Origin of the sequence: Ktedonospora formicarum, assembly GCF_016587355.1 — a bacterium.
Taxonomy (GTDB): domain Bacteria; phylum Chloroflexota; class Ktedonobacteria; order Ktedonobacterales; family Ktedonobacteraceae; genus Ktedonobacter; species Ktedonobacter formicarum.
This window is the reverse complement of record NZ_BNJF01000001.1, coordinates 4,217,391-4,241,606: the sequence shown is the minus strand read 5'-3', so window position 1 is coordinate 4,241,606 and position 24,216 is coordinate 4,217,391. Positions and strand designations below refer to the sequence as shown.

The window sequence follows — 24,216 nt, the reverse complement described above, 5'->3', positions numbered from 1 at the left end:
AGGGCATCGTAACTGGTTCTCCAGACCCTTTCAAGCACCTTGCGCTGACTCCGGTTAACGCATGCCCCAAAAGGGCGATATTGCCAGGGGAGTTCGCATATTTATTTTCTCAGCCAGTGCCCTCTCAACATGACCTTTTTGGGAGAAGGAGGCAAGAGTGCCCTTGTACATCTTCCTGGGGTAAACCTTTTCCTAAACAGGCTTTTTGACTTTGCGCTGGACGCTTGCCCCTGGATAAGCAGGAGTAAGTCGATACCTCTTGCCTACAATACACATTAGCAGAAGAGACACTTGTGCGGAACAAGTGACGGCGGACAAGATGGAAGACGTAGCCGGGATGACTCTGCTAACGAGGAGGAAGACATGGATCTATCGTTGCGGTTGGACACCTTGGGATTAGTGGAAGTGAGATACTTGCGGGGTCGAGAACGCCATCGAGAATGGCCCCAATTTGAGTTACTCGCAGCGTCAAGACAGGCAAGAATCTTGGCCTACTTTCCTCACGACGTGGCAGAACAACTTCACCAGCAAATTCTCACAGTCGAGGCAGCAGTAGGACTGGGTGCCGATGATGACGAAGAGCATGAGCACGAGAACGGTGAAGAAGACCACCAGGAGAGTACCCCGATCCACGAAAATGAGACGAAGGTCAGTGAGAAAGAGAGCAGTTTCTCTCCTGCCTTCGCCCAAACGCTCAAACAACTGAATGAACTGGCCCGTCAGCGCCTACCAGATGGAGGAAATACCGGACCTCAACCAAGCGGAGACCTTTCTCAAGATATTGAGGCTCTAGGCGAAGAAGATGATGCTCTGGAGCAATTACAGGATGCTTTTGCGCAAATGATGGAGGTTGTACGCGAACTTGCGGAGGAACTCTCCACGGACGCCCTCAAGCTCACTGGGCGCTTCAAATGCGCACGTACCAATATCGAGTTCGTTCCACGTCCCCATGCAAGCGAGGATGATGAGGATGATGAGGATGAGGACGAACTAGAAATCGATGCCAACAATGGCGTCATCGATATAGAGGTTGAGCTTGTCATGGTGCTCCAACTTTTTGAAGAAGGGCATGCACGCCTCGATGATCTACCAGCGGTCGAATTACAACTCGATGTCGATGACTTCGAGCGCCTACATGAAACACTCGACTTCGCCCTCGAACGTGAGCGTCGCGGTCGCCGTCGCCCAAAAGCTTAAACCAGGCCGTCTGTCTCTACTGTACCACATGTATGTGCCAACTCATATAGTATAATGCCCATAGGACAGGTGACAAGGCCATGCAATAACTATATGGAGCGCATCAAATCACATACAGAACATTGCTCTCCGTCAATACGACACCAGAGCCAGTCCTCATTCACACCCATTGATGGAGGTGTACCTTGATTGGTACATCTCCATCATCACTTCTTACAGATAATGCGTACAAGAAAGGTAGAACTCTATGCCACGACCGATTACTATCGAAGACCTCTACAGTATGCAGTTTCTGGACCGACCACGCGTATCTCCCAATGGGAAGCGTATCGCCTACGTCGTCACACGCATTGATGGCAAGAAACACGCCTACCGCTCAAGTATCTGGGTCAGCCCAGTCAGCGGAGGTGAGGCCCGACGCTTCACCCAGGAAAGTGAGATGACTGGAGATCCTGCCTGGTCTCCTGATGGTCGCTGGCTGGCTTTTGTTGCCAAACGCGAGGGTGGTTCACCAGACACAGGGGAAAAAGAACAGAAGAAGCTTGGTAAGGGAAAACCTCAGATCTGGATCATGCCCAGCGATGGAGGCGAGGCACGCCAACTGACCTTTATGGAACATGGTGCTTCTTCTCCTGTATGGTCACCTGATAGCCAAAAGCTTCTCTTCAGCGCCCAGGTTGGCCCCGCTGCCAAAGAGACGGAAGAAGGAAAACCACTGCCAAAGGTCCATGTGATTGATCAGCTCTGGTACCGCCTCGATGGCGTTGGCTTTATCTATGATCACCGCTCCCATCTCTTCCAGACTACACCAGAGGGCGGCGAATCACAACAGCTGACAGATGGTGACTGGAACGATAGTAGCGCCGCCTGGTCTCCCGATGGACGCCATATCACCTTTATCTCCGACCGCGAGGAGGACCGCTGGCGTATTCCTGGCGGGGATGTCTATGTCCTGACCCCACAAGAGGGTCAGATAGCCACCCCACGTCGCCTGACTGATGGCACGATGTCATGCGCCTCTCCTTCTTGGTCCCCCGATGGACAGACCATTGCTTTCCCTGGCTCAAAAAAGGTTGGCGCAGCTGGGCACGCTCATCTCTACACTATCGCAGCCAACGCCGAGAGCAGCGAACCACACAATCTAACTCCCGAATTTGATGGTACCTGCCTGGACTTCACCAATAGCGACATCGGCGACGAGCATCTTATGCCCGCTCCAGCCTGGTCCCCCGATGGGAACAATCTCTATGTGCTCGCATCATACCACGGCTCAACGCACATCTATAAAGTCTCGGTCGCTGACGGCGCGGGCAAAGAGCCTCCCACGATCACACCTGGCAACCTGCATACACGCGACTTTAGCATCGATGCCACGCAGAAAACTCTGGTCATGACTATTGCGAACGCCACCCGCCCGCAGGAGATCTATGCCTACTCTACCGAAAGCCAGGACGAGCCACGTAAGATTACTAGTTTCAACGATCCTCTCTTCAATGAGCTCCAACTGGCAGAGCCTGAGTATATACGCTATGAGGGAGCTGATGGCTGGCCGATAGACGGTTGGATCTTAAAGCCGAACAACTTTGATCCAAATCACAAGTATCCATTGGTCGTCGAGATCCACGGTGGTCCCAATACACAGTATGGCTATGGCTTCTTCCATGAAATGCAATTTCTGGTCGCCGAGGGTTATGTCGTGCTCTATACGAACCCACGTGGGAGCTGTGGCTATGGCTTCGACTTTGCTAACGCAGTACGAGGAGCCTGGGGTGAGAAAGACTCCATCGATATCATGAACGGTGTCGCGGAGGTGGTACAGCGAGGCTACATCGATACCACACGTATGGGCGTCACAGGTGGTAGCTATGGCGGCTATATGACAAACTACCTCGTAACACGAAACAACCGCTTTAAGGTCGCGATCACTGACCGCTGCGTCAGCAACATGGCGACGATGTTTGGTGCCAGCGATATCGGCTGGGACCTTGGTTATGAAGTTCTGGACACAACACCATGGGAAGATCTGGAGAAATATATGAATATGTCTCCGATCAAGTTTGTGCAGAATATTCGCACGCCGCTCCTGATTATCCATAGCGACCAGGATCTCCGCTGTAGCATCGAGCAGGCGGAACAACTCTATACCGCTCTTAAATATATGGGGCGTGAGACCCGTCTGGTCCGCTTTGAGGGACAGAGTCATGGTCTCTCGCGCGGTGGACATCCCCACTCGCGCCTGGAGCGCCTACGCCACATCCAAAGCTGGTTCGCCAAATACCTGCAATAACTCTCTTAAGAAAAGCAAAGGGCCGATCAGGAATATCTGATCGGCCCTTATGGTACTCGATGTCATCGACCATAATAAAATTATCTTTGGTGAGGACGACATCCCTGGAGCAGCCTTCGAGGGTTTTCGTCAGCAACTAGCAGCTTTCAATCCTGCTCATATGCATATCGATGAACTCATAACTGAAAATAACCGCGTGGTAGCACGAATCACCCAAAGTTGTGTTCATTCAGGAACCCATCCAAGGATGCCAGAGCCAACACACCGTAGCGCCGAGATTGAGGCTATCTACATCTTTACGATCATTGATGGTAAAATTAAGGAGATTAGGGCCGTGAGTGATCGCCTGGGGCTCTTTCTCCAACTCGGCTGGGATTGGCCGGAAGTCGATTAAGCTCCCAGGTTTACCATGCATGTGAGAGTGAAGCGCATGCCAATCTATCCACAGGTAGGAGATTGAGCTTGGGGAGAATGAATCGACCAAAGATATCACGTGAGCGAGTGCTTGAGGCAGCACTCGCTCTTGTTGATCGTGATGGTATTGCAGGGCTATCTATGCGTAAGCTTGGTGCCGAGCTAGGCATCGAGGCTATGACACTGTATTACTACTTTCCGAACAAGGACGCTATCCTTGATGGGTTAATTGAACGTTCGGCATTGAACGCTCTGGTAACACCCATAGGGAAACCAGAGGAGTGGTCTCAATGGCTACGCGCGCTTGCCATCGCATTACACCAGGAGCTACTTCGTCATCCTCATCTGCTCCCACTCGTTGCTACCAGACCAGCGATGACCCCAGCTTCACTTCAACTTGTTGAGCGGATCGCTGCGGGACTGTGTGCCACAGGTTGTAGTCCGCTCCGGGCACTACAGATCATCAACATAGTTACCACCTTCGTCGTTGGTCACACACTGGCGGAAGCGGGCGATACACCAGGGCATGAAGATGCAATACCTGATACAGAGGGACTCGCGAACCAACTTGATCCACGCGAGCTTCCCTACCTCAGCGAAGCTATTGCCAGCGGTCTCGGGCAGAAACATGATCATCAATCTCGCTTCGATTTCGCCCTCGATGCCCTTTTCGTAGGAATGAAGATGCTCTCCTCAGAGCAGGAACATAGTGATGGAGTGTGAGAAGGAAAGCATACCGCAAGAAGCGCTTTAAGCGAGGCGATAGGAGCCAAACTTATCGCTTACACTCTCGGTAAACCAGAGGAGTGACTCATCAGTTGTAACGGTTAGCCCAAAGGGGAAAGCTCCTGCCGTGGGGATGCGATAAAAAGAGAAAGTGCGAGTCTTCGCGTCAAGTCGTGCCAGAGCGTTCTCCGAAGGGGCAGTCACCCATACATCCCCATTGGCCAATGCCACGACATCATAGATCGTACCACTCGCTCCTTCATTGGCTGATGACGTTACTTTATAGGTGGTAAAACGCTCGCTAGCTGGCTCAAACTTGAGCAGGAGCGGTTTATTAAAACCGCTCGCCCAGATATTCCCCTGGCGATCCGTAGTCACCTGCATCAGATAGCTCTCTTGATCGGGCAGGGGATAGCGATGGATCTTCCCGCTGATAGGATCAAGGCGCACTAATTGACTCGAACTTGATAGAGCAACCCAGATATTTCCCTGTCGGTCCAAAGTTAGACCATAAGGGTTCAGCTTCTGCACACTTGGCGGAGAGGCAAGCGGATACTGCCGAATTTTGCCTGTCTTGATGTTCAACAATCCTACGGCATCGGCATTGAGTTCGGTGAACCAGAGGTTCCCGTGTGCATCGAATGTGAGTTCATTGGGAGCCAGGGGAAGCGTCAATTGCTTCCGCGCGTTCTGAGGATCGGGAACCGTCAGTTCAGGCAGAGAGTAGTTCTTGAACTGGCGTGTCTGGGGATTATAATGCCCAATGAAGTTGCCAGACTCTTCCGCGAACCAGATAGTATCGTCGGAAGCGACTGCGACGCCCATCAGACCACCTGCGCTTCCAGGTGGTGTCATTTGCTGCACAGCGCCGGATCGCGGATCAAACATGGAGAGATAGTTGCGCGACATCTCGCTAAACCAGACCCGCCCCTGTGAATCTACGGCAGGACGCATCAGCCCGCTTCGAGACTGGGGAAGTACGTATTCGCTAAAACGTCCTGTGGTCTCGGCGGTGAGGGGCTGCCCCTCCTGCTCACCGTTTGTCTGCTGACCAATACGGGAATTGCTACAGGCAGACAGCAGAAGCACGATGAGCAACGAGAGCAAGAGGCTTCGGCAGTAACTTCGTCTATGTGGATTAGCGCGCCACATAGCTACCAGCGATACCGTCATCAATCAGAGAGTCCAGACGTGCTGTAATCAGCTTATGCTGCCAATCAGCATCCGGGTCAGGCAAGTTGCTCAGTTCTACGCGTAAGTAGTTATCGGTCAATCCCTCCCAGGTTCCTCGCTTCGACTGCTCGATCAGAACATCCACGGTCTCTCCCAGGAACTGCTGGCGGAAGCTTCGACTATGCTCGTCATTCAAAGCAAGCAAGCGTGCGCTACGTTCTTTCTTAATGACGTCCTTGATCTGCCCACGCATACGGGCCGCTGCCGTTCCCTGGCGAGCTGAGAAGCGGAAAACATGCGCCTTGGCGAACTCAAGCTCATGGGCCAGTTGATAGGTCAATTCAAAATCCTCGTCGGTCTCGCCAGGGAAGCCCGTAATAATGTCGGTGCTGATCGCCACACCTGATATCTGGCGCTTGGCAGCCAGGATAATCTCGCGATAGCGCGCGCTATTGTAGCGGCGAGCCATACGGCGCAAGATGGCATCCGAGCCGCTTTGCATTGGTAAATGGAAGTGGCGACACATACGCGGGTCCTGCCAGAGATCCAGCCATTCTAGACGGAAATCTTCCGGCTCCAGCGAGGAGACACGGATACGCGGAATCTCCGTCTCGCGCAACAACGTCGCGATCAAATCACCCAGATCCAGGCGCTCATCGCCCTCTGGATGATAATCGCCCAGGTGAATACCTGTGAGCACAATTTCCTGGTAACCCGTGCGCACCTTGCGCTGGACATGCTCAACGACTGAGGCAATGGAGCGACTGCGCGAGTTTCCTCGCACATAGGGAACGATACAGTAAGTACAGCGGTTATTGCAGCCATCCTGTACCTTCATCTGAACACGAGTACGCGAGAAGAGACGCGCGTTAGCCTGCTCACTCGTCTGTGTATTATCAGTAAAAGGAGAGAGTTGAGCGGGATTATCGGGCGCGGGCTCCGGCTCTGCGGGAAGAAAGGTTATTTCGCTATCACTACCAATATGTTGCGCATCAGGAGACAACACAGGCAGGCTACGGCGCAGCGCGACCACTGCCTCGTCAGTAGGCAGGGTTGGCTCTGCGGCAGGAGCAGCGCTTGACTCATAGCGCTGGCGAATATTCTCAACAAGCCCATCCTTCCCGGTGTTACCAATGACCATATCGACGCCAGGCAGAGCTGCGACCCCTTGAGGATTCAGCTCAGCGTAGCAGCCAGTAACAACGAGGAAAGCATCTGGATGGCGGCGTTGAGCCTGTGCGATCAATTGGCGCGAACTGCGATCCCCAGGTGTGTCACAGTGCAGGTGTTCACAATATAGATATCGGCGACCTCGTTGAAATCGCGCTGCACAAAACCAGCCGAACTCATCTGCTCGCCAATAGCCTCACTATCGGCCTGATTCACCTTACAGCCCAGGGTGGTTACAGCAAAGGTTGTTTCGTGTGTTGTCTGCTCAGTCATAGTGGCTACAATCTTCCGCGTTCACTCAAGCGCATAAGCCAGAGGGTAAGGGATATGTTCTTCAAGTATCATCTCTTCACAATGGACCGTATTATAACGCATTCTTCCCGGCTTGGGTAGGGGAGAGTAGAAGAAGGGTCGTGGCGTGGTTTGGTGGTAGATGCCACCAAACCACGCCACGACCCTTCTTCATAAGATATATTAGGGCGGCCTTATTCCCTTGCTTACATTCTATTGCGCTTCTGTTGACGCGAAGGGATAATCCTGTAAGGTCGCAGTGTCGAGGGCCGCAGGCGAGATAGGCCGAGGAGTGGCACCATAGGTGCTCGCTAGATCAGTCTGCACGGTAGGATTAACGACCATGACTGGCACGACCTGTTGCGCAGCATTAGCACGCATCTGAGCCTCATAGATAGCTTGAGCAGCCTGGCGTGGATCAAGCACGGGTAGTTCCAGGCTCTTCTGCATCATAGGCAGCGCGAACCAGACATTACCAAAGCCAAAGAGCGTTCCAGTGAGCAAACGTAGCTCCCAGGAGCTTTCACGCAAGCCAAACATCTGTGTAAATCCATCCAATGCGATAGGCACCATGAGCAGAATCCAGGCCCACCAGGGAATGCCACGCATGCGATTTCCCGAGAGCGTAAAGATCAGGCTACCAACAAACATCGAGGCATAGATCGAGAAATTACGCGCGCACATACCTAGCTGGTGCCCAAAGATATAGAAGGAATGTGAGGGGATTTGAGCGCAAACATAATGTAGCGTATAGAAGATTGGCTTTGAGATAACATCCAGACCGAGATAGGAGAGGAAGGGAACCGAGATAGCGGCAAACACCAAAATTCCCAGCACACTTGTTATAATCTTCGCCCAGTGCTTGGTCAGGAAAGATGCCGATTTATCAGAAAAATCAGTTAATGCACGCGATACACGATTCTGTCGCCGGGCCGGGAGAGGCCGCTGCAACGTATGCAGAGAGGATGTAGCCATGATTTTCTACCTTCTCGCTTTCCCTCGGTGGTTCTTAGCCTTTATATACCAAAAGCGCTCGCTATTGCCTCATAATCTATACGCCCCTCGGCGATAATAGTTTCATCGCGGACGATGACAGGGATACGATAGCGATACTGTGCGAAAAGCTCCATATCGCTGCGTATATCTACCTCATCTAGTAAGAATGAGACTTCGGACGCGATCTCGTCCAGCATGTCGCGCGCCTCATCGCAGAGATGACAACCCGCTTTTGTATAGAGAATGACCTTTGGCAAGGTCTGGGATAATGCTTTATTCAAAAATGCTCTTTCCTTCCCCCTACATCTACTAGCTTCACTTTTTATCATACTACGCATGCCGCGAGATAGCAATGTTACGACCTCTTTTTATCCAAAGGGTTCTATTCGCTCAGGCTCCCGCTATAAAATCTTGTTTCACTCCGAATATCAGCTTTGGCTGGATGTCTTGAAGAGAATCTTACACGCACAAGCTTGGCACAACGCTCCTCAAAACTGACAAGGAGTGCGGGGAGCTAAGGCGCTAAAACGCGCCATTCTTACTTAACATATGCTAGGTAAATTGGAATGCAGGATTTTTCTCCTGCATAAAACCATCAGGTACCTGGGGTGTCATCTTTAGACTGCTGGACACCCGTGAAATTCACCTCCTCCCTTGTCAAAACGGATGACAGACAATGTCGGGATTACACGTTCCACATGCATACCCTCAGTCTCACCTGATCAAGATCACAAACATCATGAGCCTTTCAACCTCACCCAGGTTGAAAGGCTCGCATTCTTTAGAGTCCTAGAGCCTCAATGGTGTTCAGGACTTCCTGTGCATGCTCATCGGCTTTCACCTTATGCCAGGCTTTACGTACAACTCCCTCTTTATCAATGAGGAAGGTTTCACGGTTAACCCCCATGAATTTCCTCCCGTACATACTACGCTCTTTCCAGACACCGTACAGTTGCGATACCTGAGTATCAGTATCGGCAAGCAGCGGAAAAGGCAGGCCATATTTGTCGGCAAATTTCTGGTGCGAGGTGAGATTATCAGCGCTCACGCCTAAGACCACGATACCACGCTGCTGCATGAGATGATTGGCATCGCGGAAGGAACATGCTTCCGCAGTACACCCTGGGGTGTCGTCGCGTGGATAAAAATACAGCACAACGATTTTTTGTTTAAGGGCGCTCAACTGCACCTTGCCGTCTCGCACAATATCGTCGCTGCCAATCGCAGGCAAGGTGAAATCAGGAGCAAGCTGCTGCTCCTCAACCTGTTGGATCTCACTCATAAAACAACCTCACGTCAAAATGGTTTTCATCTGGCCCTCAGTGTACCACAAGAAAAACCTCCCACGGTGGGGATGGCCTATATGGGACTCTTCATGGCTTGGAGGCAATAAGGTTGACGAATTATCCTATCATTACCAAATGGCTCACCATCAAGAGAAAGAGCGCATACTGTAACATAGCATTTTACCCATGTCGCGGTATGCGCTCTTATCTAGTTTGGTGCTGAGAGCCACTATTCTGTACAGATTAGCCAAGCGAGAGACGTTTGTAGATGCGCTCAGGAATACTCTTGACCACAAACATAATACTCGCCCAGAACCAGGGCAGATAGACCACATCTTTCTTCTGCTGCATAGCCTGGTACACGCCTTCTCCGACAATGCCAGGTTTGGTGAAGAGAAGCCCCTTGCGGATTTTGGCTGTCATTGGCGTATCCACAAAACCAGGCTTAATCGTAACCACACTCACGCCAGAAGCAGAAAGACGATTACGTAAGCCCTGCAAGAAGATCGACACCGCACCCTTTGCCGTGCCATAGACATAGTTGCTCTTGCGGCCCCTGTCACCAGCCACAGACGAAATAACGGCGATGACACCCCGGTGACGGCGCTCAAAGTAGTTCGCGGCGATGGTGAGGAGAGAGATTACACTGGTAAAATTGGTGTTGAGCTCTTTGAGTGTTTCGACGACGCTCTCTTCACACAACTTCTGGCTCCCGAGAGTGCCGTGAGCGATGAGCAGCATATCTAGCTCACCAAGGGTTTCAAGTGCAGCATCCAACATCTCCTGATGGCGATGCAGATCGGAGGCATCAAGTTCAAAGGTTTCGATACGGCATGCTCCCCTGACCTTGAGATCACTAGCAATAGCCGCCATCTTCTCAGGACTACGTGCCACAAGAAAAAAATCCGCGCCATCCGCCGCGAAATGTTTGGCGGTCTCCTGAGCGATGGCCGAAGTTGCGCCGATAATTAAGATTTTTGCCATATAGTTTTCTCTACTCCAAATATGTTCACCAGAGATCAGGTTCTATGTACGCAAGATATTGTGCCTGGACATGAATGCGCTCCATATACAGGCAGCATCCAAAACCATCTCCAAGCCTGAAAATGTAGGCACCTACCTGCCACCTACGGGTTCAGTGACACGACGCCAGAAACTTGAAGAGAACTTGGGATCAATATAGTGTTCAAACTCCTTCCAGCGGGGAAGTAGCGCTGAAAATCCTCTGGATGCATGCGTGCATCCTTAGCGGGATAGATATGACCTCCTGCAGCATTAACCAGAGCGTCCAGGCGATCAAGGAGACGAAATGTCTTCGAGCCGTGGTTCGCGAAGTCGAGAGCAAGTGTCAGCCCTGGACGAGGGAAAGAGAGCATCCCAGGGGAACGGACGTCCCCAAAGGACTTCAGCACGGTCAGGAAGGAGCCTTCGCCTGAATGATTAATTTCGCGCATAATCTCAGCCATCGCATCGTAGCCGCCCTCGAAGGGAATGACAAATTGATATTGGAAGAAACCACGCTTGCCATACATGCGGTTCCAGGTATGAATGGCATCAAGAGGATAGAAGAAGGGGTCATAGTGCTCAATTTTGTGCACACGCTTCACGAGTTGCTTGTTGTAATACGCCAGATTGAAGGCGCGAATGGTTAAGCGATTGAGCGTAAAAGATGGGAAATCAAAAGGCACAGCCAGAGGGAGGTGTTTGGCCTGTGTATCAGTAGGCATAGGGCGCGTAGTATCATGATTGCCACGTGTATAGATACCACGCCCCACTTCTTTCTCGTTGCCCAGGCAGACAACCCAGGAGACAGTATATTCAAAGTCTTTGTCGGATTCCTCCGCAACCTGACGATATTCATCAAGCGAGCCGAATTGAATGTTGTCCATCTGGATATAGGGGTTCTGAACACGCTTGAGGCGGAACTCAGCCCAGAGGATAACACCAGTGAGTCCCAGACCACCAATGGTCGCCTGGAAAAGCTCGCTATTCTCAGTTGGGGAGCAGAGAAGATGGGTGCCGTCCGAGCGTAGTAGCTCCAACTGTGTCACATGGCAGCCAAAGGTTCCGGCCTTGTGATGATTCTTGCCATGGACATCGTTGGCGATAGCGCCGCCAACTGAGACAAACTTGGTACCAGGTGTCACAGGCAGAAACCAGCCGCGAGGTACCATAACTTCCAGCACTTCTGCCAGTGATATACCTGCCTCACAACGCAGTAATCCTTCCTCCTCATCAAAGGAGATGAAATGGCGCAGATTGCTTACGTCGAGCGAGATGCCGCCCTCATTGAGGCAGCTATCGCCATAACTGCGCCCATAGGCAAAGGGCAGGATAGAGGTCTCAAATGTATCGAGTTGGGGTACCTCGTGACGCCAGTAGACAGGTACCACATGACTGTGCTTCACACGTGGGAAGCGACCCCAGGATTGAGGCATGTTCGATGTAGGCATGAAAGCGTATCCTCGCTAGGTTCTGTCAAAGTTCAAGAGAAGGGAATGGTGAAATGGGCAGAGAGATGCCAATTCCTTTGTGCTCTTTTCTCCAATCGTGCCGATGGCTACATAGCTTGTGCCAATGAAGTTTGACAGAGCGTAATAGCTCGAAACAAAAATAGATGACCATTAATATTTTGTTCAACAATCATAACGAATCGTGCGAAAATATAACTACTACTTAGCCTGAAAGGCATGGCAAACATACATACATGCATGCAGCCGTCTTCGCGATGAGAAATAACAGACCAGGGAAAGAGGTAGAGAAAGCCGTTGAGCTTGTTGAAACACACAGATATTCCCAACAAGCTCAAGAGCAGGAAGCAAGCACTCGATCCTGGAGTGATCAATTCCTGTGTCCTTCGCCAAAACGCATGCATGACCACTTACGACGAGGTACCAGGAAGTGTGAGGCTCTGAGTGCCTTTGGGCGTTTGCAGGTCTCTCGCTTTCACCACACGATCATTATAGGTCTGAAACTGCAATGGTCCCGCATTCACCAGCCAGGGCTTGAGCTCCAGGTAGGTTGTACGCAAGGCAAGCTGCGCTGGAGTTGCGACGTGAATACTCGTTAATTCAAAAGCGGCCAATAATTGATCTCCCGCCTGTAAACGGGTCGTTGTGCACTGAGTCGCCTGAGTTGGAGCCGTCAATCTTCTTTTTCCAGCAAATGTAGCATTAAACTCATATTCATAGGTGGTGCGCCAGTCCGGTGCCTCACTATTAGTAAATTGCCAACTGGTCACCATCCAACTTTGTCTGCCACTACTGATCCGTCTAACATGTGTGTCGAGCAGGCTCAGATCACCTGTATAGGGACGCTGTATGTGCAGCGTTGTTGGCTTGCCCGAAAGGATGTAGAGGTGAAATGGTGCGCCCCCTACACGCGCTGGCTGCGAGATAAGCGTGGCCTGCGCATACTGATGGAGCAGGATTTCGGCCAATGGGCTATAGGGAGCAACGAGATAGACCACTGGTCCGACTTGTTGACTGGGGAGGATCAAACAGCGCAGCGTATCAAAGACAGTGGTTGGCGTGCTGATATCCCGAGCAAAGTATTGAAGTGACTCTGAAACGGCCAAATTAGCGGCCATATAGATATGATGGATGCCATGCGCACGTGCAACACGGTCAGATTCCTGTACCGCATTGCGCAATGAGACGACATCATTCATGTAGATTGGTTTGTTCAGAGAACTATCGAATTTTCCCCGTGCGATATCAGTCACCGCGCCAGTCGTTCCAATCAGGTATCCACAGATGACCATAATCGTCAGCCCAGAGAGCACTACGCGCAGTATGGGACGCCAGCGTCTGTGATGCTTACTACTCCACCGAAAGGCCTTTCCTAGGAAGAGAGCCATCAACAGAAAGGGGCCAGGGAGAAGATAGATCGTATAATGAGCATAGAAGGAGGTTGGGCTCCGCATCAGGAAGAGCGGGATAATTCCCTGCCAAACGAGCAAGAGCACATAGCCACGTTTCTCGGGCGTATGAGCGATAGTCCACCACCAGTCCTTGAACCACCCCACAATCCGTTGAAGTCCTTGCCGTTCGCTTGAGGCACCCACCCGCTGTCCGAGAAAGAGCGCGCGGACAATGAGAACGCCACCACTCAAAGCGAGCGCTGCCGAGAGGAAGAACATACTATACAGGAAACCTCTGATCACACCAAGAAGATGTGTTTTCCCCACAAGCACACTCTGCGGATCATTCGGCAGCACACTGACGAAATTCCAGGGTTCACGCATCAGGCGCCCGGTGAAAGAGATGGGATTGCTCACATAAGGACTGGTAAAGAAGGCATAGAAGAGAAAGATCCTCCCACTAATCTGCGAAGACTCAGACTGGTGAAGCAATATCTGAATATCGGCAAAACTCGATGAAACGAGCCAGGTCAGATAGGGGAAAAAGATAAGAAACAGAACCAGACCAGCAAGGAGAAGATCACGCCATCGAAGCGTCTTTACGCCAGCAAGACCAAGGGCGACCAGAAGCGGAAGCGCCATCAGGATGCTACTCTCATGCGTTTCATAGAGCAATCCGAGCAAGGCAACAGCTGGCAAGAACCACCCACGACGACGTTCCACTGCCCCCCAATAGAGACAAAACATGAATGCCACGACCAATGGGGGCACCAGGTTGGGTTGCCAGATATAGCGATTATACAACACCAGGACGGTACCAATAGCATACAGGGTAGCAGCCAGCGCTCCCGTCAAACGCCCATAGTACCGACGGACAAAAAGATAGGTCAAGAAGACCCCCAGCACATTGAAGAGTCCCGTTTCCACCGCGCCCCACACGGGATTGGCCGTGAGGGCCGCAACTGGCATCAGGAAATAGGAAATAAAATAGCCATGTAAAATACCCAGAGATGAGCGATTGCTGGAAGCCAGGAGGAGATGGTGCGTCACGGAGTCACGAGCAAGCCGCCACATGCTGGCTTGATCATCAATAAAAAAAGCATTACGGTCACCATAGACACGAAAGAAGGTCGCGACGATCAGAATGGGACCGAGTTCCCAACTGCCACACAAGAGCCGCCACAATCTTGTCAATAGCTTCTCTCGTTTGGATTGTGGGCGAGTCAGGCTCACAGAGTCGGGTGTCAAGATGGACATAGCAACAAACTCCCTTATTATGGGCGAATGACGTGAAACATATGCATAAGGGGCTTAAGCGTGATAATCGACAAGCTAAGCGGTTTTTATTATACAGGATCTTCACTCAAAAGAAACACATCAATAACTATTTCCACCAAGAAGGGCTATGCAGATGGTCCAGTTTGTAGACCTGCGCTCTGTATCCGTGGCAAAGAAAGAGGCTACATGTGCCCTAACTTTTGCATGCTTCTCTCGCTACTATTCTTTCCCTTGCGAGTGGGTGTTCTCTTATCTGTACGAATCTGCTTGCTCATATAACGACATTTGCGCACTCCTTGTGACAATCACTGAACTTTTTGGCTTGCTCGTTACTGATGTATCTTGCAGACCGTCTCGTCTATAGTTGTCGTTTAGACAAAAAGAATTTGTCTTAAGGGATATTAGAAGAGAGTAACTCCTTTGGAAGAATCTATGCCAACTTCTCAGCAAAGTAGCATGAAGACCTCTCATGTGGCATCACCAATAACTCCTCAGCCACCATCAGGTGTGACTTCTACGCTTAGTACGAAAGGGCGTTTACGTGCATTGCTCAAAGGGATGCGTCCCAAGCAGTGGACAAAGAATGCTACGCTCTTTATTGCGATTACCTTCTCAGGCCATCTCTTGCTATTGAATGAATTTGAGCGCGCTCTTTTAGCTTTTCTTGCCTTCTGTTTGGCCTCAAGTGGTATTTATCTCTTCAATGATCTGCTTGATATTGAGAAAGATCGTCAGCATCCGGTGAAATGTAGCCGCCCTCTGGCTTCAGGTCAACTTCCTGTTTCCTGGGCTGTGGTGGCGATGGTCATTATTGTGCTCGTCTGCGCTGCTCTCTCGCTTGCGATTTTCGCTTTTCCAGTTATGCCATCCAGGGATATATACGCAAACCTCGGAGGGTCCAACCTTTTGTTCTCGCTGTGTGTGCTCGCGTATCTTGTGTTAATGGTGCTCTATGGTGTCTGGCTCAAGCATATTGTCCTGATTGATATTTTTGTGATTGCTTGTGGGTTTGTCCTTCGTGTCATCGCGGGGGCGCTTGTGACCCCTGTCTCTATCTCGCCCTGGCTCTACATGGTCACGTGCCTGCTCTCGCTCTTCCTGGCGCTTAGTAAACGTCGCAATGAGCTTGTCCTTCTGCAAGGGAAGGCTGGGACCCATCGTCAAATTCTCAATGAGTATAACATCCCCATGCTGGACCAGATGATTACCGTTGTGACGACCTGTACATTGATGGCATATAGCCTCTACACGGTAGAAGCTCCTACCGGGTATCACAATATTATTCTGACGGTACCTTTTGTATTGTATGGCCTTTTCCGTTACCTCTATCTGGTTTACGTGCGTAAAGATGGAGGAAGCCCTGATGAAGTGCTATTACACGACCGCCATATGTTAGTAACCGTTGTGATATGTACTGTAATTATTCTTGCGGTGTTCTATGTGTTACCTCACTGATGGAGTTGACTTTTGCAAACTCGAAAGATACATAGCAGCATCGTGCTCTCTCTGGTGTTTGCCTTTGTTGTCTTGCTGACAATTGCGCTCTATGGAGAGAAGCCCCAATTTCTTCCTAGGGGCTTCTCTAAGGAATATGACAATAAAACCTCCCGCTTTGATCCAACGCATGAACATGTTTCCATCCTTTCCAGAAAAAGCAGGATAGCTGCTTAAAAGCTATCCTGCTCGCTCTATTGTTTGGCGCTTGTATGTTTGATGCGTTTAGTATGATTGAACGCAATGCGGAAACCGACATCGGCATTGAAGGTATTGAGCATCGCCTTAACGCCACGCAGACGCTTCACAATATAGTAACACGCCCTCGATCACTGCCATTTGTATCACGCACATAAAACACCTTGACTGTGAATAGTCAAGCGACACCCCTTTACTTCGGGTCCAATTCCATACCCATCACAAAGACACCCACAAATTGCCCATGTATATATAACTCTCGCGAAACGCGCCCTTCATGGACAAAGCCACACTTCTCATAGAGATGGATCGCGGGGAGATTATCGACACGCACACGCAGGTTAATCTTACGAATAATGCCTGTTCCTCTGGCCCAATCTAGAAGATACATCAACATATGGTGGCCAATGCCCAGGTTCCAGTATTTACGCAAAACACTCGTCCCGAACTCGCCAACGTGCCGCACGCGCGGACGCCTGCCAGCGCTAAAGGACAACGTCCCGACAATCTCACCTTCGATCTCAGCGATAAGGTAGAGGCTGGTTGGTATTTCCGCGATCTGTTTGAGGTAGACACGCTCATCCTCGACACTCATACCGAACTCACCAGGACCCATTGTAACGTTATCGCTCTCACCAGCTATCTGCTCAACATATACCAGTAGCCGTTCGGCGTCGTCTGGCTCTGCGTCTCGCAACGTCAACAGGAGACCGTTCTTCAGTCGAATATGCTCTCTATCATTAGTGTCCATTTAAAGTCTCTCTCAATCTATATGCAGGGAATCATTACATAGTATCGCATAGAAATCTATCCTCTTCAATAAAATGCGCGCCGATAACTCATAAATTCAAACGCGCACTTATGCAATATCAAGAAGGGAGTCAAGCGAACTGAACCTGAATCAGTTCGCTTGACTCCCTTCTTGTGGGCAATGCCTCTGTTTCCTTTGTGGCTTAACCTTTGAGGGCGAGCATGCGCTCCAGGGCGACGCGCGCCCAGTGGATTGTGTCAGTATCAACGCTCACCTGGTTGATGACTTCGCCTTCAACCAGGGACTCCAGCACCCAGGCCAGGTACGCAGGGTGGATGCGATACATTGTCGAGCAAGGGCAAACAATGGGATCGAGGCAGAAGATGAACTGGTCTGGATGCTCCTGCGCCAGGCGATGCACCAGATTAATCTCAGTTGCGACGCCCCATTTCGTCCCAGCAGGCGCCTTCTCAATTTGCTGAATAATGTACTCAGTCGAGCCATACAGGTCAGCAGCTTCTACTACCTCCTGGCGACACTCTGGATGCACAATGATCCTGACATCAGGATACTCGGCGCGCGCCTTCTCGATCTGCTGCACATTGAAGCGCATATGCGTGGTGCAGTATCCCTTCCAGAGAATGATCTTCGCGCGCTCGATTTGTTCCTCTGAATCTTCATCGGCAAGCGGATTCTTAGGGTTCCAGATGGTCATCTCATCCGCCGGAATGCCAAAGGCGCGACCGGTATTGCGCCCCAGGTGCTCATCGGGAAAGAAGAGCACACGCTTGCCCTGCTCGAAGGCCCAGCGCATGACGGCAGGAGCGTTTGACGAGGTGCAGACAATACCACCATGACGACCACAGAAAGCCTTGAGGTTCGCGGCGGAGTTCATGTAGGTCACAGGGATGATACCCGCGTCCTCGCCCAGAATATCTGTGAGTGTCTCCCAACATTCTTCAACTTCGGCAATATTCGCCATATCCGCCATCGAGCAACCTGCGGCGGGATTGGGCAAAATTACCTTCTGGTTGGGGGTGCTGAGCACATCAGCGCTCTCAGCCATAAAGTGGACGCCACAGAAGACAATATAATCGGCCTCAGGCCGCTCGGCGGCAAGTTGCGCTAGCTTGAAGGAATCGCCCCGGAAGTCAGCATACTTGATGATCTCATCACGCTGGTAATGGTGACCTAGAATCACCAGGCGTTCACCAAGAGTGGCACGTGCCGCCGCGATCCGTCGGTCAAGCTCTTCACCATCCATCTCCGCGTAGAATGTGGGAATGTTATCGACGCGCTTCGATATGTCATGCCTGGCTCTTGTCTGAGGCTTGAGCAAGGGTAGAATGCGTGTCTCCTGGCTCTCAGCGCAGGCTGTTGTAATTGCCATCTAGCTTCTCCTCCATGAATAAGGTTCGTCGAGTGTCTCCGCGACTTTGGCGTGGAGGCTACACAAACTCAAGAGAGACATCAAAGTTGGGGCGGAATGGGTCAGAGCACCGAGCGAGATGAAATCGACTCCAGTACCAGCGACCGCGACAAGCTTCTCTGTATTGGTGCCGATATTGCCCGAAGCCTCAATCAATACCCGTGGATCGGAGGCACGAATGGATGTGACAGCACGTCTCATCGTCTCGATATCCATGTTGTCGAGCAAGATGACATCCGCTCCAGACACCAATGCCTCCTGTACCTCATCTAAGGTTTCGCATTCCACCTCAATCTTGAGCAAGTGAGGAGCTAGCGATCTCGCAGCAGTAACAGCCTGCGCAATACCACCAGCGGCGATAATATGGTTGTCCTTAATTAACACACCATCGTTCAAACCGAAACGATGGTTCTGTCCGCCACCCAGGCGGACAGCTTCCTTCTCCAGATGACGCAAACCAGGCGTCGTCTTACGTGTATCGAGCACGCGAGTTCGTGTCCCCTCAAGGGCGCGAGCACAACGCGCGCTCACGGTCGCGATTCCAGAGAGACGACCAAGAAAATTCAAAGCGACTCGCTCAGCGCTTAGCAGTGAGCGTGCAGAGCCACTGATCTGCACCAGTGTCTCACCAACTCGCACGGACGCGCCATCGACAACTGCCATCTCTACAGCGACGCGATGATCAAACAGACGGAATGTCTCGGCAGCAACTGATATGCCAGCGACCACTCCATCCTCACGTGTAACAATGCGCGCGTTCGCCTGACGATCTGGCGCGACAGTGCTGAGCGTCGTGATATCGTCATAGGCTCCGTCTTCCACAAGTGCTGACGTGATGAGATCTAGAATAGCTTTCTGCATAAGGGATAGTCCTCTCCTCCTGGAAAGCTGGCTATTTGCCGACTGCCTGCCAGGCAAAGTGATGATAATCAAGCTTCTCGTCAATGGTTGGATAGTCGAGCCGCCAGTGACTACCACGACTCTCATCACGTTGCAGAGCAGCGACAATCACCAGTTCCGCAGCCTGCAACATATTTTGAGTCTCACGCCATGCACGCGTTGCCTCACCATCCAATATGTTGACAAGCATGGCCTGAAGTTCACGCACCCGGCGCTGAGCCACACGTAGTCCATCGTGATCGCGCGAAAGCGAGACATGCTCCCACATCAGTTGGCGCAATTCAGTACGCACCTGTGCGTAAGATAGATCGTCCACAGGACCCAACGACTGTACGTCTAGATGAGGTGCCATTTGAAGGGTAGATGAGGCACGCAATGATGACATAACAGTGGCACTCTCATGTCCATTATTGCTCGCCAAAGCATCAGCAGCGCGTAACCCATAGACCAGTCCCTCTAGCAAAGAGTTGCTAGCAAGTCGATTCGCGCCGTGGACCCCGGTGCACGATACCTCGCCAACGGCGTAGAGCGCTGGCACACTGGTTCGCCCACTGGTATCAACCAGAACGCCACCCATGCAATAGTGTGCGGCGGGCGCGATAGGTAGCAGATCACGCGCCAGGTCCAGCCCATTCTCACGACAGAAAGCTGAGATAGTTGGGAAGCGCGCGTGCATCTGCTCGGCAGGCAAATGGCGCAGATCCAGGAATTGGTGTTGCGTCCCCTCAAGCAACATCTCTTTAAGAATGGCGCGCGCGACGACGTCGCGAGGCGCGAGTTCTTCCTGCGAGCTATAGCGTGGCATAAAGCGCTCGCCCGCGTGATTACGCAGGTAGGCTCCTTCGCCGCGTACAGCCTCGGAAATCAAGTGCGAGATTCCATTAACCACCAGCACAGTAGGATGAAATTGCATAAACTCAAGATCGACCAGCGCGGCACCTGCACGCCAAGCCAGCGCCAAACCATCAGCTGTCGCGCCTGATGGATTCGAGGTATGCAGCCAGAGGCCTCCCGCTCCACCACTAGCAAGCACGGTTGCCTCCGCGCGCAGCGTTAGTGTTTGTCCATCACGATCGCTAGCTCGCAACCCCACACACTTCCCATCCTCAAGCAAGAGTTCCTCCACAAAGGTCTCCTCGAATACCGTAATGGAAGAACGCGCGCGAACCGCTGTCATTAAAGCACGCTCAATTTCATACCCAGTCGCGTCTCCCCCGGCATGCAAGACACGCCAACGACTATGCGCCCCCTCTCGCCCAAGCAATAGGCCATCGGGCGTTACATGCGCATCACTGTCAGGCTGTGCACGATCAAACTGGACTCCCTGTTGCATGAGCCAACGGGCCGCCTCTGGACCATGTTCGACCAGAATGCGTACTGCCTCCGCATCACAGAGACCAGCGCCAGCAGCCATCGTATCTTGAAAATGCAGTTCCGGGTTGTCGTCTCGTGCCAGGGCTACGGATAGCCCACCCTGCGCATAGCGAGTATTGCTCTCACCAAGTTGCCCTTTCGTAAGCAAGGCAACACGAGACGTTTCAGGAAGGCGCAGAGCTAGTGATAAGCCCGCGATCCCTCCACCTATAATCGCAACTGTAAAGGGTTGACCATCCAGGATAGGCATACCCCTTATTCTCCTTTGAATAAGTAGCTTGGCCACTAAGTGTCAAAAGTACACTTACCAGCCAGACAAAAAAGAAAAGGTGTTGTAAATACACTAACCTTTGTAGAAGAGAGTATACCAGATAAATAAAGTGAAACACAAGGGGCCAAAAGTCGTGTCAAACTTATCCCTCCAGCTAGCACAAATGGCCTATCTATCTATTATCGATCCGCTCCTCAAGCTAGATGAAAGGCAGATACGCTCCCGATGTTCCTGATCTCATACTCCCAGGCTTGCCAAAGGATCAGTTTTTTGGATAAAATAAAGGTAAAGAATTGCACTATATATCCTGTCAGGCAGATATAGGGAAAAGGAACTCATATGTCTCCAGCACTTCCAGAAGAACAATTCTTACAACTAATTCCACTCATCGTTTTTCTCCTGATCATGCTGCTTACCTTATTCGCTCTGTCTTCTCTCATCTGGGGGTTACGAGGTGCCATCCATCTTACACTTTTAAGGCAACACGGTTATAGAACCGTTGGGGATGTCATACGCGTGCATGCCGCTCCAGCACGCACTAAAACCCAATACTATACAGTTCCCACTGTTACCTTCACCGCGCCCGATGGACGGCTCATCACCTTTAAATCTGTACGCCTCGATAACTACCGGGTTGGTAATCGCGTCGATGTGATCTACCTTCCAGGAACACCTTCAATCGCTGAAATACCTGGAGCAAGCATCTCCTCTGGTCCTCATCCAACCTATCTTCAACTTATGTTATATGGAGGCTTGTCTTTTCCCGCTTTTGCTTACGCTTCATTCCAAATACTTCTGAAGGTCATTAACTAATGAAAATTTCATACATCTGGAATATTCGCGGCTTTAATAAATCTCGCCAGGAACCCTGTTTACACTATATCCATCTCTCCCCCTCTTCCCATTTCACCGTTATTCTAGTATAATAACGGGCAATACATCTATCATGAAATGGTTGTGATCTTATCTGGAGGGGTGGATATGGAGAATGGCACCTGCGCGAGATGTGGTGGGGATGTGCTTGAGGACGCTTTTTTCTGCGGAAATTGCGGTGCCATGGTGAGAGGTCATACGACAGGGAACGCGACTCAACAATCACTCGCTGCTCCTATGCAAACTAACCACCAGACATCACCACAACGGCACGCAGCGGCTTACCAGACGGTACGGCTCCCCTCTCTTCCGGCTCAACCACAAAATACACCCGCCACATACATTTCCTCATCATCTACAACGCGCCATACACGCCGCCACATTCTGCTAGGTTGCGCAACCACAGCTATACTCCTGGGGGCTAGCGGAACTTTGGCATATACCCAGCGTGCCACCCTGGGACTACGGATGCAGAACTGGTTACGTACCCACAACTATAATCCATTGCCACATACCACCATCGGACAACTCCTCTATCGTTATCCTGGACACGATGGTTCAGTGGGAAGCGTGTCATGGTCGCCCAATACACAGCGCATCGCTTCAGCGGCGGGTCCCGCTAACCTCCAGGGCGGCACTATCCATATATGGGACGCCTTCACGGGCAAGCATGACCAGACAAGCAAGCGACACACACGCAATGTTCAAAGTGTTGCCTGGTCACCAAATGGAGCCTTCCTCGCTTCCGCTGGCTCGGATAATACTGTGCAGATCTGGGAGGCAACTAGCCTGAATCAAGTGCAATCCTGGTCTACCACTGATACTATCTGGGAAGTTTGTTGGTCACCCGACGGAGCCTTCCTCGCGGCTGCTATCAACGATGGCACAGTCAATGTCTGGAATACAGAAAGTGGGCGCAAGGCATTCACCTATCGAGGACACCACGATGTCGTCTATACACTGGCCTGGTCACCTGATGGGGGCAAAATTGCCTCCGGTTCCTGGGATCGGACAGTGCAAATCTGGGACCTCGATACTTATCAACCAGCAAACATCTATGAGGAACATGAAGATAAGGTAACAGCCTTGTCATGGTCTGAAGATAGTACCACCATCGCTTCCGGCAGTAGTGATAACACCGTTCGCATCTGGAACGCGGCGACAGGGCAGACCCACGAGATCTACCGTGAACATAGTGGGGTTATTCAATCCGTCGCGTGGTCGCCTGACGGTACCCAGATTGTCTCCAGCAGCGCCGACAACACCGTCAAGCTCTGGAATCCACAGAAGAGTTCCAGTACCTACACCTACCTTCCCAATGGCATGACTCCCTGGACAGTCTGCTGGTCGCCTGATAGCTCATATGTCGCGACCGGGCTCCAGGATGGCAGTGTCCACATCTGGCACACACGCTAGACGCGCACAAACTCCTCAAGGAGTCCAGCCCGCATTATTGGAACGCTTGTATATAAATCAAGCTTGCACGCATGCGAAACATCTTCCCCAAAGCCGGTTTGCGTGAGTTCCTGTCCTGAGTACGAGTTCGTGAGCAGTTCACCAAGCCGTGGACGCGCCTGAAGGAAGGCACCTGCGCAGACCTGCGCTTCGGGCGAGAGTGTCAGGTTAGAATGTTCGGCCAGAGAGGTTAGAATCGCGCCCGCGCCAAGGTAATCTTCTATGGCAAAACGGAGCGCCCCATCTTCCGAGGGGTCCAACCAGCGCTCACCACAGGCAATCACACTCACCGAGCACCGCTCATCCTCCTCCAGCAATGAAGTCACCACGTGCGAAACCGCGCTCGCGTTGAGCAACGCACCTACCAGGAGATGCGAGACCACTTGCCCATAGTGACTACAGGTCGCACCATTCGGTGAAGCCAGCACAACACGCGTTCCAGCCTCCAAAGCGAAAAAGGTCATTGGGGAAAGTGAGAAACGCCCACGCGCAGGCACCTCGCGACGTCTCACCGCGACAACGCCATCTACTCGCCGCGCCAATGCCTCCACATCCGCCTCAAGTGGGCACGGCAGGATACTACCGCCGTGCGCGATAGCAGTAATAGTCGCGCTAGAGAAGCTCAGAACATCGACAATAACTACTATATCGCCCCTCGCCGCAGCCTCGGCGACACCACGCCGGCCCCATTCCAGGCGACAACGATATGCTTCCTGTGAGAAAAACATTGCACATCTCCCATGCTCATCACGACTCTAACCATTAGAGTAGCCTATGTGATACGTATGGAA

General features: G+C 51.6%; 20 protein-coding genes and 1 pseudogene. 7 read left to right on the top strand and 14 right to left on the bottom strand.

From position 1 onward, the window contains the following. Window positions 1-363: 363 nt before the first annotated feature. From K3T82_RS18195 to K3T82_RS18180, 4 genes are all read left to right on the top strand, one after another. Window positions 364-1,197: a hypothetical protein gene (locus K3T82_RS18195; protein WP_220194860.1), complete on the top strand. Its 834-nt coding sequence runs from the start codon at window positions 364-366 to the stop codon at window positions 1,195-1,197. Window positions 1,198-1,444: 247 nt separating this feature from the next. Then, on the top strand, window positions 1,445-3,484 hold the full coding sequence (locus K3T82_RS18190) for a S9 family peptidase (protein ID WP_220194859.1): 2,040 nt from the start codon (window positions 1,445-1,447) through the stop codon (window positions 3,482-3,484). A gap of 49 nt (window positions 3,485-3,533) precedes the next feature. Then, entirely contained in the window at window positions 3,534-3,878 is a 345-nt protein-coding gene (locus K3T82_RS18185) for an ester cyclase (RefSeq protein WP_220194858.1), read from the top strand. 77 nt (window positions 3,879-3,955) lie between these two features. Continuing rightward, entirely contained in the window at window positions 3,956-4,621 is a 666-nt protein-coding gene (locus K3T82_RS18180) for a TetR/AcrR family transcriptional regulator C-terminal domain-containing protein (RefSeq protein ID WP_220194857.1), read from the top strand. A gap of 27 nt (window positions 4,622-4,648) precedes the next feature. Here K3T82_RS18180 and K3T82_RS18175 read toward each other — a convergent pair whose 3' ends face one another. The 9 genes and pseudogenes from K3T82_RS18175 to K3T82_RS18135 form a co-directional block, all read right to left on the bottom strand. Next, entirely contained in the window at window positions 4,649-5,797 is a 1,149-nt protein-coding gene (locus tag K3T82_RS18175) for a Vgb family protein (protein WP_220194856.1), read from the bottom strand. Next, window positions 5,763-7,043: a MiaB/RimO family radical SAM methylthiotransferase gene (locus tag K3T82_RS18170; RefSeq protein WP_220194855.1), complete on the bottom strand. Its 1,281-nt coding sequence runs from the start codon at window positions 7,041-7,043 to the stop codon at window positions 5,763-5,765. The genes K3T82_RS18175 and K3T82_RS18170 overlap by 35 nt, the downstream gene beginning before the upstream one ends. Next, window positions 7,040-7,240: a hypothetical protein gene (locus tag K3T82_RS18165; RefSeq protein WP_220194854.1), complete on the bottom strand. Its 201-nt coding sequence runs from the start codon at window positions 7,238-7,240 to the stop codon at window positions 7,040-7,042. Before K3T82_RS18165 ends, K3T82_RS18170 begins: the two co-directional genes overlap by 4 nt. A gap of 231 nt (window positions 7,241-7,471) precedes the next feature. Continuing rightward, window positions 7,472-8,233, bottom strand: a complete 762-nt coding sequence (locus K3T82_RS18160; RefSeq protein WP_220194853.1) for a DUF2085 domain-containing protein — start codon at window positions 8,231-8,233, stop codon at window positions 7,472-7,474. 41 nt (window positions 8,234-8,274) lie between these two features. Further along, entirely contained in the window at window positions 8,275-8,535 is a 261-nt protein-coding gene (locus K3T82_RS18155) for a glutaredoxin family protein (protein ID WP_220194852.1), read from the bottom strand. 500 nt (window positions 8,536-9,035) lie between these two features. After that, a complete protein-coding gene (locus K3T82_RS18150; RefSeq protein WP_220194851.1) occupies window positions 9,036-9,536 on the bottom strand; it encodes a peroxiredoxin in 501 nt (166 codons plus the stop codon). Between the two features lie 247 nt (window positions 9,537-9,783). Then, the gene (locus K3T82_RS18145) at window positions 9,784-10,524 is read right to left on the bottom strand and encodes an SDR family oxidoreductase (RefSeq protein ID WP_220194850.1); all 741 of its coding nucleotides are present in this window, start codon (window positions 10,522-10,524) and stop codon (window positions 9,784-9,786) included. Between the two features lie 132 nt (window positions 10,525-10,656). Next, window positions 10,657-11,978: pseudogene (locus tag K3T82_RS18140) on the bottom strand (FAD-binding oxidoreductase). A 443-nt stretch (window positions 11,979-12,421) separates the two neighbouring features. After that, the gene (locus tag K3T82_RS18135; protein WP_220194848.1) at window positions 12,422-14,659 is read right to left on the bottom strand and encodes an ArnT family glycosyltransferase; all 2,238 of its coding nucleotides are present in this window, start codon (window positions 14,657-14,659) and stop codon (window positions 12,422-12,424) included. A 492-nt stretch (window positions 14,660-15,151) separates the two neighbouring features. Here K3T82_RS18135 and K3T82_RS18130 point away from each other — a divergent pair, with 492 nt between their 5' ends. Then, complete coding sequence (locus K3T82_RS18130) at window positions 15,152-16,135, top strand: decaprenyl-phosphate phosphoribosyltransferase (protein ID WP_220194847.1); 984 nt, start codon at window positions 15,152-15,154, stop codon at window positions 16,133-16,135. Window positions 16,136-16,565: 430 nt separating this feature from the next. On the opposite strand, the gene K3T82_RS18125 is transcribed toward K3T82_RS18130, so the two are convergent. The 4 genes from K3T82_RS18125 to nadB form a co-directional block, all read right to left on the bottom strand. Further along, entirely contained in the window at window positions 16,566-17,123 is a 558-nt protein-coding gene (locus K3T82_RS18125; RefSeq protein WP_220194846.1) for a GNAT family N-acetyltransferase, read from the bottom strand. A 202-nt stretch (window positions 17,124-17,325) separates the two neighbouring features. Next, the gene (gene nadA, locus K3T82_RS18120) at window positions 17,326-18,513 is read right to left on the bottom strand and encodes a quinolinate synthase NadA (RefSeq protein ID WP_220194845.1); all 1,188 of its coding nucleotides are present in this window, start codon (window positions 18,511-18,513) and stop codon (window positions 17,326-17,328) included. Continuing rightward, the gene (nadC, locus tag K3T82_RS18115) at window positions 18,514-19,413 is read right to left on the bottom strand and encodes a carboxylating nicotinate-nucleotide diphosphorylase (protein WP_220194844.1); all 900 of its coding nucleotides are present in this window, start codon (window positions 19,411-19,413) and stop codon (window positions 18,514-18,516) included. Between the two features lie 31 nt (window positions 19,414-19,444). Further along, window positions 19,445-21,076, bottom strand: a complete 1,632-nt coding sequence (gene nadB / locus K3T82_RS18110; RefSeq protein ID WP_220194843.1) for an L-aspartate oxidase — start codon at window positions 21,074-21,076, stop codon at window positions 19,445-19,447. Between the two features lie 360 nt (window positions 21,077-21,436). Between nadB and K3T82_RS18105 the strand changes: the two genes are divergently transcribed. Continuing rightward, window positions 21,437-21,910, top strand: a complete 474-nt coding sequence (locus tag K3T82_RS18105; protein WP_220194842.1) for a DUF3592 domain-containing protein — start codon at window positions 21,437-21,439, stop codon at window positions 21,908-21,910. A gap of 168 nt (window positions 21,911-22,078) precedes the next feature. Then, a complete protein-coding gene (locus tag K3T82_RS18100) occupies window positions 22,079-23,386 on the top strand; it encodes a WD40 domain-containing protein (RefSeq protein ID WP_220194841.1) in 1,308 nt (435 codons plus the stop codon). Here the strand turns inward: K3T82_RS18100 and K3T82_RS18095 are convergent. After that, window positions 23,383-24,153, bottom strand: coding sequence for a 2-phosphosulfolactate phosphatase (locus K3T82_RS18095; RefSeq protein WP_220194840.1), 771 nt, complete (start codon window positions 24,151-24,153; stop codon window positions 23,383-23,385). The genes K3T82_RS18100 and K3T82_RS18095 overlap by 4 nt on opposite strands. Between the last annotated feature and the right edge of the window lie 63 nt (window positions 24,154-24,216).

What these genes read in the sequence shown, in the direction of transcription:
- K3T82_RS18195 (WP_220194860.1), top strand. Translation starts at nt 364, where the DNA reads ATGGATCTATCGTTGCGGTTGGACACCTTGGGATTAGTGGAAGTGAGA.
- K3T82_RS18190 (WP_220194859.1), top strand. Translation starts at nt 1,445, where the DNA reads ATGCCACGACCGATTACTATCGAAGACCTCTACAGTATGCAGTTTCTG.
- K3T82_RS18185 (WP_220194858.1), top strand. Translation starts at nt 3,534, where the DNA reads ATGGTACTCGATGTCATCGACCATAATAAAATTATCTTTGGTGAGGAC.
- K3T82_RS18180 (WP_220194857.1), top strand. Translation starts at nt 3,956, where the DNA reads ATGAATCGACCAAAGATATCACGTGAGCGAGTGCTTGAGGCAGCACTC.
- K3T82_RS18175 (WP_220194856.1), bottom strand. Translation starts at nt 5,797, where the DNA reads ATGACGGTATCGCTGGTAGCTATGTGGCGCGCTAATCCACATAGACGA.
- K3T82_RS18165 (WP_220194854.1), bottom strand. Translation starts at nt 7,240, where the DNA reads ATGACTGAGCAGACAACACACGAAACAACCTTTGCTGTAACCACCCTG.
- K3T82_RS18160 (WP_220194853.1), bottom strand. Translation starts at nt 8,233, where the DNA reads ATGGCTACATCCTCTCTGCATACGTTGCAGCGGCCTCTCCCGGCCCGG.
- K3T82_RS18150 (WP_220194851.1), bottom strand. Translation starts at nt 9,536, where the DNA reads ATGAGTGAGATCCAACAGGTTGAGGAGCAGCAGCTTGCTCCTGATTTC.
- K3T82_RS18145 (WP_220194850.1), bottom strand. Translation starts at nt 10,524, where the DNA reads ATGGCAAAAATCTTAATTATCGGCGCAACTTCGGCCATCGCTCAGGAG.
- K3T82_RS18135 (WP_220194848.1), bottom strand. Translation starts at nt 14,659, where the DNA reads ATGTCCATCTTGACACCCGACTCTGTGAGCCTGACTCGCCCACAATCC.
- K3T82_RS18125 (WP_220194846.1), bottom strand. Translation starts at nt 17,123, where the DNA reads ATGGACACTAATGATAGAGAGCATATTCGACTGAAGAACGGTCTCCTG.
- nadA (WP_220194845.1), bottom strand. Translation starts at nt 18,513, where the DNA reads ATGGCAATTACAACAGCCTGCGCTGAGAGCCAGGAGACACGCATTCTA.
- nadC (WP_220194844.1), bottom strand. Translation starts at nt 19,413, where the DNA reads ATGCAGAAAGCTATTCTAGATCTCATCACGTCAGCACTTGTGGAAGAC.
- nadB (WP_220194843.1), bottom strand. Translation starts at nt 21,076, where the DNA reads ATGCCTATCCTGGATGGTCAACCCTTTACAGTTGCGATTATAGGTGGA.
- K3T82_RS18105 (WP_220194842.1), top strand. Translation starts at nt 21,437, where the DNA reads ATGTCTCCAGCACTTCCAGAAGAACAATTCTTACAACTAATTCCACTC.
- K3T82_RS18100 (WP_220194841.1), top strand. Translation starts at nt 22,079, where the DNA reads ATGGAGAATGGCACCTGCGCGAGATGTGGTGGGGATGTGCTTGAGGAC.
- K3T82_RS18095 (WP_220194840.1), bottom strand. Translation starts at nt 24,153, where the DNA reads ATGTTTTTCTCACAGGAAGCATATCGTTGTCGCCTGGAATGGGGCCGG.